10 protein-coding genes are annotated in these 13,170 nt (G+C 62.4%); 7 read left to right on the forward strand and 3 right to left on the reverse strand.

The window, feature by feature from the left end:
• Positions 1-7 precede the first annotated feature (7 nt).
• The 3 genes from bhcB to bhcD are packed head-to-tail and all read left to right on the forward strand — an operon-like array spanning position 8 to position 3,179.
• Positions 8-982, forward strand: coding sequence for a beta-hydroxyaspartate dehydratase BhcB (gene bhcB / locus BLT75_RS20570; RefSeq protein WP_093036568.1), 975 nt, complete (start codon positions 8-10; stop codon positions 980-982).
• Between the two features lie 13 nt (positions 983-995).
• The gene (bhcC, locus tag BLT75_RS20575; RefSeq protein ID WP_093036506.1) at positions 996-2,159 is read left to right on the forward strand and encodes a 3-hydroxy-D-aspartate aldolase BhcC; all 1,164 of its coding nucleotides are present in this window, start codon (positions 996-998) and stop codon (positions 2,157-2,159) included.
• A 45-nt stretch (positions 2,160-2,204) separates the two neighbouring features.
• Positions 2,205-3,179 (forward strand): iminosuccinate reductase BhcD, encoded by a 975-nt coding sequence (bhcD, locus tag BLT75_RS20580; protein ID WP_093036509.1) that lies wholly within the window; start codon positions 2,205-2,207, stop codon positions 3,177-3,179.
• Positions 3,180-3,191: 12 nt separating this feature from the next.
• On the opposite strand, the gene BLT75_RS20585 is transcribed toward bhcD, so the two are convergent.
• Both BLT75_RS20585 and BLT75_RS20590 read right to left on the reverse strand, forming a co-directional pair.
• A complete protein-coding gene (locus tag BLT75_RS20585; protein ID WP_245706600.1) occupies positions 3,192-4,139 on the reverse strand; it encodes a DMT family transporter in 948 nt (315 codons plus the stop codon).
• 444 nt (positions 4,140-4,583) lie between these two features.
• Positions 4,584-5,939, reverse strand: coding sequence for an aspartate aminotransferase family protein (locus BLT75_RS20590; RefSeq protein ID WP_093036515.1), 1,356 nt, complete (start codon positions 5,937-5,939; stop codon positions 4,584-4,586).
• Positions 5,940-6,061: 122 nt separating this feature from the next.
• On the opposite strand from BLT75_RS20590, the gene BLT75_RS20595 reads away from it, so the two are divergent.
• Genes BLT75_RS20595 through BLT75_RS20610 form a run of 4 tightly spaced genes read left to right on the forward strand, consistent with a single transcriptional unit; the run spans position 6,062 to position 11,008 of the window.
• On the forward strand, positions 6,062-7,540 hold the full coding sequence (locus BLT75_RS20595) for an aldehyde dehydrogenase (protein WP_093036518.1): 1,479 nt from the start codon (positions 6,062-6,064) through the stop codon (positions 7,538-7,540).
• Positions 7,537-8,835 (forward strand): aspartate aminotransferase family protein, encoded by a 1,299-nt coding sequence (locus BLT75_RS20600; RefSeq protein WP_093036521.1) that lies wholly within the window; start codon positions 7,537-7,539, stop codon positions 8,833-8,835. The genes BLT75_RS20595 and BLT75_RS20600 overlap by 4 nt, the downstream gene beginning before the upstream one ends.
• Positions 8,832-9,776 carry a phosphotransferase gene (locus BLT75_RS20605; RefSeq protein ID WP_093036524.1) on the forward strand — a complete coding sequence of 315 codons (945 nt, stop codon included), beginning with the start codon at positions 8,832-8,834 and terminating at the stop codon, positions 9,774-9,776. The genes BLT75_RS20600 and BLT75_RS20605 overlap by 4 nt, the downstream gene beginning before the upstream one ends.
• Positions 9,773-11,008, forward strand: coding sequence for a Tm-1-like ATP-binding domain-containing protein (locus BLT75_RS20610; protein ID WP_093036526.1), 1,236 nt, complete (start codon positions 9,773-9,775; stop codon positions 11,006-11,008). The genes BLT75_RS20605 and BLT75_RS20610 overlap by 4 nt, the downstream gene beginning before the upstream one ends.
• A 453-nt stretch (positions 11,009-11,461) precedes the next feature.
• Here BLT75_RS20610 and BLT75_RS20615 read toward each other — a convergent pair whose 3' ends face one another.
• Positions 11,462-13,084: an AMP-binding protein gene (locus tag BLT75_RS20615; protein WP_093036529.1), complete on the reverse strand. Its 1,623-nt coding sequence runs from the start codon at positions 13,082-13,084 to the stop codon at positions 11,462-11,464.
• Positions 13,085-13,170: the final 86 nt, after the last annotated feature.

A 13,170-nucleotide genomic window follows, 5' to 3' on the forward strand; every position in this document is an offset into this window, starting at 1 on the left:
GGACAGGATGCTGGATGCAATGACACTGGCCGCCGACCTGACCATCGCGGATGTGCGCGCCGCGCACGACCGTATCCGGCCGCATATCCGGCGCACGCCGGTGCTGAGTTCCGAATATCTGAACGAATTGACCGGCGCGCGGCTGTTCTTCAAATGCGAGAACCTGCAAGAGGCGGGGGCCTTCAAGGTGCGGGGCGCCTGCAACGCGGTGTTCGGCCTGAATGAAGACGTCGCCCGGCGCGGTGTTGCAACCCACAGTTCGGGCAACCATGCGCTTTCGCTGTCCTATGCGGCCGGACGGCGCGGCATTCCCTGCAACGTGGTCATGCCGCGCACCGCGCCACAGGCCAAGAAGGACGCGGTGCGCCGCTATGGTGGTATCGTCACCGAATGCGAACCCTCGACCAGCAGTCGTGAAGCGGTTTTCGCCCAGGTGCAGCAAGCCACGGGCGGTGAATTCGTACACCCTTACAACGATCCGCGCGTGATTGCGGGTCAGGGAACCTGTTCGCTGGAATTGTTGGAGCAGACGGATGGTCTCGATGCCGTGGTGGCACCTATCGGAGGTGGCGGGATGATTTCGGGCACCTGCCTGACTCTGTCGAACCTGGCCCCCGAAGTGGCAATCTATGCCGCCGAACCCGAGCAGGCGGACGACGCCTTTCGCAGTTTCAGGGCGGGGCACATCATTGCCGATGACGCACCCGAGACCGTGGCCGACGGTCTCAAGGTGCCCCTGAAGAATAACACCTGGCATTTCGTTTCCAACTTCGTGACCGATATCCAGACCGCCAGCGAGAAAGAGATCGTCGAAGCGATGAAGCTTACCTGGAAATACCTGCGGGTGGTGATGGAACCGTCTTCGGCCGTGCCGCTGGCAACGATCCTGAAGAACCCGGACACCTATCGCGGCAAGCGCGTTGGAGTCATCATCACCGGCGGCAACGTCGATCTGGACAGGCTTCCCTGGACCCTGGTCTGAAAGGAACAAGGATATGAAAGACATGACAAATCTCGCAGAACTCGAAGTCGGCTTCGATATTCCGGCCGCGATCGGCATGGACGAAAGCGAAATCCAGACCCCCTGCCTGATCCTCGATCTCGACGCGCTCGAGCGGAACATCGTCAAGATGGGCGATTATGCCCGTGCCCACGGTATGCGCCACCGGGTGCATGGAAAGATGCACAAGTCGGTCGACGTGGCCATGTTGCAGGAACGGCTCGGCGGTGCGGTCGGGGTCTGCTGCCAGAAAGTGTCCGAAGCCGAAGTGTTCGCGCGCGGCGGGATCAAGGACGTGCTTGTCTCGAACCAGGTGCGCGATCCGCTCAAGATCGACCGGTTGGCGCGCATCCCGCTGACAGGCGCGCGCACCATCGTGTGTGTCGATGACATCGACAACGTGGCCGACCTTTCGGCGGCGGCGCAGAAAAATGGCACGCAACTGGAGTGCTTCGTCGAGATCGACTGCGGCGCCGGTCGCTGCGGCGTGACCACGACCCAAGATGTCGTGCGCATCGCCCAGGCCATTGACGCTGCGCCCGGCCTGAAATTCGCCGGGATACAGGCCTATCAGGGCGCCATGCAGCACATGGATGCCTATGCCGACCGCAAGGCCAAACTGGATATCGCGATCGCCCAGGTCCGCGATGCCGTAGAAGGTTTGAAGGCCGCCAGTCTGGACCCTGAACTGGTGTCCGGCGGCGGAACGGGAAGCTATTATTTCGAGAGCAATTCTGGCGTCTACAACGAGCTTCAGTGCGGCTCCTATGCTTTCATGGACGCTGACTATGGTCGTATTCTGGACGAAAACGGCCAGCGCATCGACCAGGGCGAGTGGGAAAACGCATTGTTCATCCTGACCAGCGTGATGAGCCACGCCAAGGCCGACAAGGCGATCTGCGATGCCGGGCTCAAGGCGCAGTCCGTCGACAGTGGCCTTCCGGTGGTATTCGGGCGCGATGACGTGAAATACATCAAGTGTTCGGACGAACATGGCGTGATCGAAGACCCGCACGGCGTGCTCAAGATCAATGATCGCCTGCGGCTGGTCCCGGGGCACTGTGACCCGACCTGCAACGTGCATGACTGGTATGTCGGAGTGCGCGGCGGCAAGGTCGAAGCGCTGTGGCCGGTCTCGGCGCGCGGCAAGGCGTACTGAACGCTGGCAGGTGAACAGTCGGACAAGACAACGAAAGGACGGGTGATGAGCGAGGTTCTGATCGTCGGTGAAGAGATTTGCCAGCAGATCGTCGGCCGGGCGGAAGCCTTTGCCGCAGTCGAAGCCGTTTTTGCCGCGATGGATCGGGGCGAAGCGCGAAATTTTCCCGTCGTGCGCGAGGCGCTGGGACATGCCAGGGCCCTTTACGGGTTCAAGTCCGGGTTCGATCAGGCCGGACATGTGCTGGGCGTGAAATCCGGCGGGTATTGGCCCGGAAACATGGACCGCGGCCTGACCAATCATCAATCCACCGTTTTCCTGTTCGATCCGGATACCGGGCAACTGTCTGCGCTTGTGGGCGGGAATTACCTGACGGCAGTGCGCACGGCGGCCAGTTCCGCCGTGTCCATCGCGCATCTTGCGCGCAGAGACGCGCGTGTTCTCGGCATGGTCGGCGCCGGGCACCAATCCACGTTCCAGTTGCGCGCGGCAGCCGAGCAGCGGGCGTTTGAAAAGGTGGTTGCCTGGAATCCGCATCCCGAGATGCTGCCGCGCCTTGCCGTTGTGGCCGAAGAGCTCGGACTTGAATTTGAAGCTGTCAGCCCGCAGGAACTCGGCGCTCAGGCGGATGTGATCATCTCTATCACTTCGGCGTTTGAACCCTTGCTGATGTCCGGCTGGATCAGGCCGGGGACGCATCTTGCCTGCATGGGAACCGATACCAGGGGCAAGATGGAGGTCGATTCGGCCCTTCTGGCGCGGGCCACGGTCTTTACCGACGAAGTGGCGCAATCGGTCAGCATCGGCGAGGCGCAGCATGCAGTCTCTCAGGGCTTGATCGGCGCCGAGGACATCACGCCCATCGGAGCCGTGATCAACGGTGGCCATCCCGGACGTGGGTCGGAGGCTGATATAACCCTTTTCGATGGAACAGGCGTTGGCCTTCAGGATCTGGCCGTTGCTTCGGTCGCCGCGAAACTGGCGGTCGAGCGTGGTTTGGGCGCCCGGGCCTCGCTCTAGAAACAGACCCCATCACTCGGTTGGCAAGCCCTTGGGAGAAGGCGAGGGGCCGGCGTCGGGGCGCGGGTTCGTGCTTTGCAGCACGGGTGAGCGCGTGGATACATTGGTCCGGCTTTCCCGCCAGACAACGAAAAGTCCGGATGCGATGATGATCGTGGCGCCGACGCCCACCCAGATGTCGGGACTTTCCTCGAAAAGGATCATTCCGAACATGGTCGCCCAAAGGATCTGGGAATACTGGATCGGTGAAATCACCGCGGCCGGAGCAGCCCGGTAGGCTTGAATGATCAGATGTTGCGCAAGAACCGAAAACAGCCCCACCAGCGCCATCATGGCCAGGTCGCGCAACTCTGGCGGGCGATAGACGAATGGTTGCATCGCCCCCATCGCCAGAACGCCGACAAGCATGGGGTACAGGATCAGGACAGCCGAGCGCTCGCTGTTGCCGATCTTTCGAACCACGATGGTCGCCAGGGCGCTGGCCGTGGCCGCGGTCAGTGCCGCGAAATGGCCCGGCGACAGGGCGGTCAGTCCTGGCCGCAGAACGATCAGCACCCCGATCAGGCCGACAGCGACGGCAGCCCAGCGTTGTGCGCGCACCACCTCGCCCAACAACGGCACCGACAACGCGGTGACCAACAGCGGAAAGGTGAAAAGAAGCGAGTAGACCTCGGTCAGGGGAAGTGTGGCAAAGGCGTAAAAGGCCGTGGCCATCGACGTGACCATCAGACCTGACCGCAAGAGCACAAGGCCCGGGTTGTTGGGGCGGAACGTGTCTGTATTTCGGTCCGACAGGATCGTGATTGTCAGCGGAACAAAGGAAAACAGCGTAGCGAAGAAGATGATCTGAAAAACCGAGTAGCCTTCGCCAAGCGCCTTGATCATGGCGTCGTGGATGGAAAACACGGCAAAGCCGGCAAGCGCGTAGGCCATTCCCTGCAAGGGGGAGGGTCGGGTCAACAGGCGGGTCCTTTTCGCTGTGCGTGGTTTGTCCGCTCCCGCTTAGCGCCGATCGGTCCCGGGTGAAAGGACCGGTTGCATTGATATGCGATGCGGGCACGGCGGCAATCGAAAACCTTCGGATGAAAACACCGCCGGACCTGGCTATCCGCGTCGAGAATATCGCACGCAATGCACTCCGACATTGGGCCTGACCGTCATGATCAAGTTTGACATTTCACACCTGGGCCAGGCGCAGACCAACACTCTCCAGAGAGAGGCCGCGGGGTCGCGCGCCCGCGCCTGTACGAAAGCCTCGTGTTGCTTGGTACGGTAATTTTCCGCGCTCTGAACGGATTTCGTCTGGCGGTTGGCGATCAGAAACTGCGCTGAAACAGGGTCGATCCTCGTCAGCGCAGGCAAATCTTGTGCATGGCGTACCCAAGCCTTTCAGGGCTTCCGATCTCAGCCCAATGCGGCAAAGCCCGCATCCAGAGCGGACAGAATGTCGGAAACATCCTGCTCGGTCAGAACCAGTGGCGGTGACAGGATGATGTTGGGACCGGACACCCGCAACATCACACCAGCCTTGTAGGCGGTCTCGTAAACGGTGTTCATCATCGCACCGCCTGCCGGAGCCTTGGTCTTGCGGTCTGAAACAGCTTCAACCGCCGCCATCAGACCGTAACCGCCGCGCACGTCGCCGATTGCCTCGTGCTTTTGCTGCAATGCCTTCAGGCCTTCGAACAATTGTGCGCCGCGCGCCGCCGCGTTGCCGGCAACATCTGCCTTGATCGTCTCCTTGAGACAGACAACCGCGGCCGCCGCACCCACCGGGTGGCCGGAATAGGTATAGCCGTGGCTGATCGCACCCTTTCCGCTGGTGTCGCCTTCGAACACTTCGGCCATCTTCTCGCCGACCAGGACCGCACCAAAGGGGAAATACCCGTTTGTGATTGCCTTGGCGGTGCACATCATGTCCGGTTGCACCCCCCATAGCCGCGATCCGGACCAGGCGCCGGTACGACCAAAGGCGGTGATCACCTCGTCGGCGATCAAAAGGATTCCATTGCGGTCGCAGATCTCGCGTACCATCGGCATGAAGCTTTCATGCGGCGGGATTACTCCGCCCGCGCCCAGAATCGGCTCCATGATGAAGGCGGCGATGGTCTCGGCCCCCTGGAAAGCGATCTCGTCCTCCAGCGCCTGAGCGCAGAGCTGGGCCAGCCGCGCCGGGTCGGTCTCGTTGAACGGGTTTCGATAGGTATATGGGGCAGGGATGTGGAAGCAGCCGGGCAACAGCGGTTCGTATTCGGTGCGGAACTTGTTGTTGCCATTGACCGACGCGCCACCGAAATGGGTGCCGTGATAGCCCTTTTTCAGCGACAGGAACTTTGTGCGCTGCGGCTCGCCGCGCAGCTTGTGATATTGCCGGGACAGCCGCAGAGCCGATTCCACACTGTCGGACCCCCCCGAGGTGTAGAAGACCCGGACAATCCCTTCGGGCTGGAAGAATTCGCACAGGTCAAAGGCAAGTTCGATGGCCGCGTCGTTGCTGGTGCCACGGAAGGTGGAATAATAGGGCAGCGTGTCGAGTTGCTGCGCAATAGCCTGTTTCACCGCGGTGTTGGAGTAGCCGAGGTTCACGTTCCACAAGCCGCCGACAGCGTCGATGGCCTCGTGCCCGTCGATGTCGCGGATACGAACGCCCGATGCCCCGGTGATGATCTTGGGAGGATTCGCCTGCGCATCGGCAGGGTGCGTCATCGGTTGCCAGAACTGACGCGCATTCTGTTCCTTGATGAAGTTCGCGGTTTTCATCGGCGCCTCTCCCTTTTTGCGAGCAATCCATTGTCCCTCATGCTTGACACACAGAAATGCCTATGACAAGATTTTTTTGAAACGATGGTTTACATAATGAACCAGTCCAGGAGGGCCAGGCGTTGGATCAGGCAAGTATCGACAAGCTGCGCACCCGTGCAATTCCCCAGCGCGGTCACGTTATCGACGGTCGGTTGGAGGCCGGGAGCGAGACACTGGATGTCATCTCGCCCATCGACGGAACCGTCCTGACGCAGATTGCCAGGGGCGGTGCCCAAGATGTTCATCGCGCCACTACAGCCGCCCGACGTGCTTTTGACAGCCGTGTCTGGGCAGGCCAGCCACCCGCCGCCCGCAAGAAGGTTCTGACCCGGCTGGCCGAATTGATCGAGGCCGAAGCGCTGGATCTGGCCGTGCAGGGCGTACGTGACAACGGCACCGAGATCGGCATGGCGATAAAGGCTGAAAGCGGTTCGGCTGCCGGGACGTTCCGCTACTACGCCGAGGCGCTTGACAAGGTTTATGGCGAGATCGCACCCACCGCCGGCGATATTCTGGGTCTGGTCCACAAGGAACCTGTCGGCGTGGTCGGCGCCATCCTGCCCTGGAACTTTCCCCTGATGATCGGCGCGTGGAAAATCGCGCCTGCGCTGGCCATGGGCAATTCCATCGTGGTCAAGCCGGCCGAAAGCGCCTCGCTCTCGATCCTGCGGCTGGCCGAACTGGCGCTTGAAGCGGGATTGCCCGAAGGCGTGTTCAATGTGGTGACCGGCAAGGGCTCGGAAGTGGGCGAGGCGATGGGTCTGTCGATGGATATCGACATTCTCGTCTTTACCGGCTCGGGCGCAGTCGGTCGGCGGTTGCTGGAATATTCGGCCCGTTCGAACCTGAAACGCTGCTATCTGGAGCTGGGCGGCAAGTCGCCCAACGTGGTCTTTGCAGATGTTGCCGATCTGGACCATGCGGCCAAGGTTTCGGCGGCGGGTATCTTCCGCAATTCGGGGCAGGTCTGCGTTGCAGGCTCGCGGCTGATCGTCGAAAGGTCGATCCATGACAGGTTCATCGAGGCGCTCTGCCGTCATACAGAGGCACTCAGAGTGGGCGATCCGCTGGACCTGTCCTCCTCGGTCGGGGCGGTGCATTCCGAAGCGCAACTCTCGCAGAACCTTCGCTTTGTCGAAACAGCGCTGGCCGAGGGCGCCGATTGCGTTCTGGGCGGCAGGCGCATTCTGGAAGAGACGGGCGGGTTCTACATGCAGCCTACGGTCATGACCGGGGTGGCGCGCGATGCCACGCTCAACCAGCAGGAAGTATTCGGCCCGGTTCTGGCCGTAACACCCTTTGACACCGAGGCGGAGGCGGTCGATCTGGCCAATTCCACGGTCTATGGCCTGGCCTCGGGCCTGTGGACATCCGACCTGGGCCGCGCCCATCGCATGGTGCGCGCCATTCGCGCCGGTGTGGTGCATGTCAACACCTATGGCGGTTCTGATGGCACCGTGCCTTTGGGCGGCGTCGGCCAGTCGGGCAACGGCCATGACAAGAGCCTGCACGCGCTGGAAAAATACGTCGATCTGAAAACCGCCTGGATGCAACTATGACACCGGACACTCAGGTTTTGCTCGACCGGCGCGCGCGTCTTCTCGGGCCGAATGTCAGCCTGTTCTACGACGATCCGGTGCACGTTGTCCGGGGGCAGGGGGTCTGGCTTTGGGACAGCGAGGGCAACAAATATCTCGACTGCTACAACAACGTGCCGCATGTGGGCCACTGCCATCCGCGTGTGGTCGAGGCTATCGCGACGCAGGCCGCGACGCTCAACACCCATACCCGATACCTGCACGAGGGCATTCTCGACTATGTGGAAGCCTTGACGTCGACGTTTGATGCGCCACTGAAGACCGCGATCCTGACTTGCACCGGGTCCGAGGCCAATGATATCGCGTTGCGCATGGCGCAGGCGGTCACTGGGAACACCGGGGTCATCGCGACCGACCATACGTATCACGGCAACACGATGGCGGTATCGCAGCTCTCGCGCACCAACCCGCCACCGGGTGGTTACTGGGATAACATGGCCTTTGTGCCGGCGCCCGACAGCTATCGCCCGTTGGGTGGCGCCTCGGGCAGCGCGCACGCGCTGGCCTTTGCCGCGGCCGTTCAGGAACAGATCGATGCTCTGGCCGAGCGCGGGCACAAACTCGCCTGCCTGATCATCTGTCCGTATTTCGCCAATGAGGGTTTTCCCACGCTGGAAGCCGGGTGGCTTTCACCTGCGATCGAGATCGTGCGCCGCGCGGGCGGCATCGTGATCGCGGACGAGGTGCAACCCGGCTTCGGGCGCTTGGGGACAGATTTCTGGGGACATCAGAAGGCCGGTTTCCAGCCGGACGTGGTGACATTGGGCAAGCCCATGGCCAATGGCCATCCGGTCGGCGGGGTCGTGACCAGCCCCGAGATCATGGCGGCCTTTCGCGAGCGGTTCCGCTACTTCAACACTTTCGGCGGCAACCCGGTTTCGGCGGCCGCGGCACTGGCGACCCTGAAGGTGGTTCAGGACGAGGGGTTGATGGACAATGCCCGCGTTATTGGCGACTATGCCCGCGACGGGCTGCGCAGCCTCGCCGCGCGTCACCACTGCATCGGGGATGTGCGCGGCTCGGGCCTGTTCTTCGGCGCCGAGATGGTTCTGGACAGGACGCAAAAAACACCCGCGACCGCATTTGCCAGACGGGTTGCAAATACCATGAGGCAGCGGGGTATTTTGCTGAATTTCCTGGGTATCCACTATAACACGCTGAAAATCCGCCCGCCGCTCCCGTTCAGCCGGGAAAACGCCGACCAGTTGATCGAAACGCTGGACCGCGTGCTTTCCGAAACACCGCTTGCCCCATGACCCGGACCGTCGTCAAGGCACTGCAACTCTGGGGTCTGGAGCGGGCAGATTTCGCCCTGGCCGCCCAACGGGAAAACGAGGTCTGGCAGGTTAGCGATGGTGCTCGTCGATTGGCCCTGCGGTTTCACCGGCCCGGATACAGGACCGAGACGGAACTGGCGTCGGAACTGGCGTGGATGGAGATGCTCGGGCAAGGGGGCTTGAAAGCGCCCCGCCCGCTGCGCCAGAAGACGGGCGCTCTGCTCGGCGAAATCGAAGGGCGTTTCGTCAGCGTCCTGACCTGGCTGGATGGCCGTCCGATCGGAAAGACCGGCAAGTTGGACCCGGACCTGGACCCTTTCGAAACAGGCCGTCTGGTCGGATTGGAGATGGCCCGGCTGCACGACCTGTCCGACCACTGGGCTCCACCTGACGTGTTCATGCGCCCCGACTGGGGGCAGTCGGGACTGCTGGGGCCGGATCCGCTCTGGGGCCGGTTCTGGGAGCATCCGGACCTCGACGCGGACCAGCGCGACCTGATGATCGCAACCCGCGACCGGGCGCGGGCTAGGTTCGACGAATTCGCGCCGAATGCCGACCGGGGGTTGATCCATGCGGATCTGGTTGCCGAGAACGTGTTGTTCGATTCGGGCACCGTGGCGTTCATTGATTTCGACGATGGTGCCTGGGGATATCGGGACTTCGACCTCGCGACGGTTCTGATCAAGTTTCTTGGCCAGCCTGAATACAGCAGCCTTCGCGCGGGCCTGTGCGCGGGCTACGCCATGCGCCGTCCGGTTCGCCCGGCGACGCTCGATTTCATGCTGCTGTTGCGCGCGTTGACCTATCCGGGCTGGATCATGTCGCGGCTCGACGAACCGGGCGGGCGGCAAAGATCGGCCCGCATGTTGGACACGGCCCTGCGGTTGGCCAGGGAATTCACGGAGGAGAGACACCGATGAGCGACAAGACGATCCTGATCGTGGGGACCTACGATACCAAGGACGATGAACTGCATTACCTGGCAGGCGTGATCGCGGGGCAGGGCGGTGGCGTGTTGTCCATGGATGTCAGCGTGCTGGGCGATCCGTCGCGGCCAACGGATGTTTCCAAACACGAAGTGGCAGAGGCGGGTGGAAGTTCGATTCAGGCAGCTATCGACAGCGGCGACGAAAACGTTGCGATGCAGATCATGGCGCGCGGTGCAGCGGCCAAGGCTCTGGAACTTTATCGCGCGGGCCGCATTCATGGGGTGATCGTGCTGGGTGGTTCGATGGGGACCGACCTGGCGCTTGACCTTTGCTCGGCACTGCCGCTGGGGGTTCCGAAATACATTGTGTCGACCGTGTCGTTCTCCCCGATGCTGCCGCCCGACCGCATCCCGGCGGATGTGCAGATGATCCTCTGGGCAGGTGGGCTCTACGGTCTGAACTCGATCTGCAAGGCATCGCTCAGCCAGGCGGCGGGCGCGGTGCTCGGGGCGGCGCGTGCGGTCGAGGCGCCGGTGCGCGACCGGCCACTGATCGGCATGACGAGCTTTGGCAAGACGGTTCTGCGCTACATGGTCAGTCTGAAACCCGCGCTTGAGGCGCGCGGATACGAAGTTGCCGTGTTCCACGCAACGGGCATGGGCGGCCGGGCCTTCGAAAGCCTGGCCGCAGAAGGCGCCTTTGCCGCCGTGTTCGATTTTGCGCCGCAGGAGGTGACCAACCACATCTTCGGAGGCTTGTCGGCCGGCGAGGACCGGATGACCCACGCCGGACGGCGTGGCATTCCGCAACTGGTCGCGACGGGGTGCTATGACTTGGTGGACTTTGTCGGCTGGCAGCCGGCGCCGGCAGCATTGGCGGACCGGCCCAGCCATGCGCACAACCGCCTGCTGACCTCGGCGGTTCTGGACATGGATGAGCGGCGCCAGGTCGCCCGCGCCATTTGCGGCAAGCTGGCAGGTGCCTCGGGTCCGGTGACGATCCTGTTGCCGAAGGGTGGCTGCAACGAATGGGATCGGCCGGGCGCACCGCTGCACGATGCCGAAGGGCTGGCCGCCTTTTGCGATGAAGTCCGGTCGGCCTGCCCGGCGAATGCCGAATTGGTGGAACTGGACGCGCATATCAACGATCCCCAATTCTCGGACCGTGCACTGGCGATATTCGACGATTGGGTGGCACGGGGCCTGGTCCCGGCAGGAGCTTAGGTTGCCGCTGCCCTGAACTCTACATGACTTGCGGGTCATGACATGTAGAGGATCGGAACTTCGTCCCGAAAACCGGCGCGGGAGGCAACAGAGGTTCGAGCTGGATAGCGTCGGTGAAGTGCTGCCGGTCCACGACGATCCGCGGCATGTCCATGCTGTCTCGGGTTCAATCGCACTGCGGCAGTTGGCGCAATTGGGTAAAGGCTGGCGAGGATGCGCGATCATTCGAAATGCCTTGCCGCCCACCGGCCGGAACAGGCTTCGTGTAAAGGTGTTGAACCTTTGCCGCACCAGATCTGACCGTTCGCAACCAGAACATGTGATCCAAGTTCCGCATCCGGTGACGGGGCGTTTATCGCTGCGGCCGCGTCAGGTCGGCGGCACCGCGTTCCGGTAGCCGACAGGATCTGTTCGTGGATCTGGCCCCCGGATCGGCGGTCGCCGCCCCTTCGTTCACTGCACGTCTTTGCGAAGACGGAAGCGCTGAATCTTTCCGGTCTGTGTTTTCGGCAGTTCGTCTATGAACAGGATGCGACGAGGATATTTATAGGGCGCAATGGTTGCCTTCACGTGGTCCTGCAAGGTCTTGACCATCAAGGCATCGGCGGAATAGCCCGCAGCCAGCACCACATGTGCCTCGACGATATGGCCCCGCGCCTCGTCCGGGGCGCCGACGACACCACATTCCGCCACCGCCGGATGGGCCAACAGCGCCGCTTCGACCTCGGGACCGGCGATATTGTAGCCGGAACTGACGATCATGTCGTCGCTGCGTGCCGCAAAATGCAGGTATCCGTCTTCGTCCATGACAAAACTGTCGCCGGTCACGTTCCAGCCATTCTGGACGTAATCCTTCTGCCGCGCGTCGGCCAGGTATCGGCACCCCGTCGGGCCGCGTACCGCCAGCCGCCCCACTTCTCCCCGAGGGGCCTCGTTCCCCTCGGCATCGAGGATGCGGACTTCGTATCCCTTGACCGGTTTGCCGGTACAGGACGGGCTGTGATCATCGAACCGGTTGGATATGAAGATATGCAGCATTTCCGTTGCGCCGATACCGTCGAGCATCGGTTTGCCGGTCTTTTCCATCCATTCCTGGTATACCGGGGCAGGCAGGGTTTCGCCGGCGGACACTGCCGCGCGCAACGACGACAGGTCTGCGCCTTCGTCCATTGCCTTGAGCATGAACCGATACGCGGTGGGCGCCGTGAAACAGACTGTGGCGCGATACTGCTGGATGATCTCGACCATGTTCGGCGGGCTGGCCTGCTCCAGCAGGGTCGCCGCCGCCCCGAACCGCAGCGGAAACACCGCCAGGCCGCCAAGGCCAAAGGTAAAGGCCAGCGGCGGCGAGCCGACAAAGATATCTTCGGAGGTCACGCCCAGAACCTCGCGCGCATATCCATCCGCGATGATGAGAATATCCCGGTGGAAATGCATGGTCGCCTTGGGCTGGCCGGTGGTGCCCGAGGTAAAACCCAGCAAGGCGACATCGTCGCGGCCGGTGTCGACGGCGTCGAACCGCACCTGCTTCTGCAGGGCCAGCCGGTCCAGTTCGGCGTCATGGTTCGATGTCCCGTCGAACCCCACCACGGTTTTCAGATGTTTCGAGGTCTTGGCGCAAACGACAAGTTCCTCCATCAGGCGGGTGTCGCACAACGCATGGGTGATCTCGGCCTTGTCGACGATCTTGCTCAGTTCCCCGCTGCGCAGCATCGGCATGGTGTTCACCACCACTGCGCCCGCCTTGGTCGCCGCCAGCCAGCAGGCCACCATTGCCGGATTGTTGGCCGAACGGATCAGGACCCGGTTACCGGGCCTGACACCCAGATCCTCGACCAGGGCATGCGCCAGCCGGTTGGTCCAGTCGCTGAGTTCCTTGTAGGTGCGCCGCCGTCCGTTCCCGATCAGCGCCGTATGGTCGCCGAATCCTTTGGCGACCATGGCATCGGTCAGTTCGACCCCGACATTCAGGCGTTCGGGATAGTCGAACCCGTCGAGCAGGAAATCAGGCCACATTTCGGCCGGCGGCAGATTGTCTCGCGTGAACGTGTCCACATGCGCCGAAGGTCCCAGCATGCTCAAATTCCCCTGTTGAAGTTTGCCATTGTCTGTCGGGCGATGACGAGGCGCTGGACGTCGGATGCGCCCTCGTAGATGCGCAG

The organism is Ruegeria marina (assembly GCF_900101475.1).
Classification (GTDB): Bacteria; Pseudomonadota; Alphaproteobacteria; order Rhodobacterales; family Rhodobacteraceae; genus Ruegeria_B; species Ruegeria_B marina.

Coding starts and splice junctions, on each gene's coding strand:
- bhcC (WP_093036506.1), top strand. CDS start 996: ATGAAAGACATGACAAATCTCGCAGAACTCGAAGTCGGCTTCGATATT.
- bhcB (WP_093036568.1), top strand. CDS start 8: ATGCTGGATGCAATGACACTGGCCGCCGACCTGACCATCGCGGATGTG.
- BLT75_RS20615 (WP_093036529.1), bottom strand. CDS start 13,084: ATGCTGGGACCTTCGGCGCATGTGGACACGTTCACGCGAGACAATCTG.
- BLT75_RS20600 (WP_093036521.1), top strand. CDS start 7,537: ATGACACCGGACACTCAGGTTTTGCTCGACCGGCGCGCGCGTCTTCTC.
- BLT75_RS20590 (WP_093036515.1), bottom strand. CDS start 5,939: ATGAAAACCGCGAACTTCATCAAGGAACAGAATGCGCGTCAGTTCTGG.
- BLT75_RS20610 (WP_093036526.1), top strand. CDS start 9,773: ATGAGCGACAAGACGATCCTGATCGTGGGGACCTACGATACCAAGGAC.
- bhcD (WP_093036509.1), top strand. CDS start 2,205: ATGAGCGAGGTTCTGATCGTCGGTGAAGAGATTTGCCAGCAGATCGTC.
- BLT75_RS20605 (WP_093036524.1), top strand. CDS start 8,832: ATGACCCGGACCGTCGTCAAGGCACTGCAACTCTGGGGTCTGGAGCGG.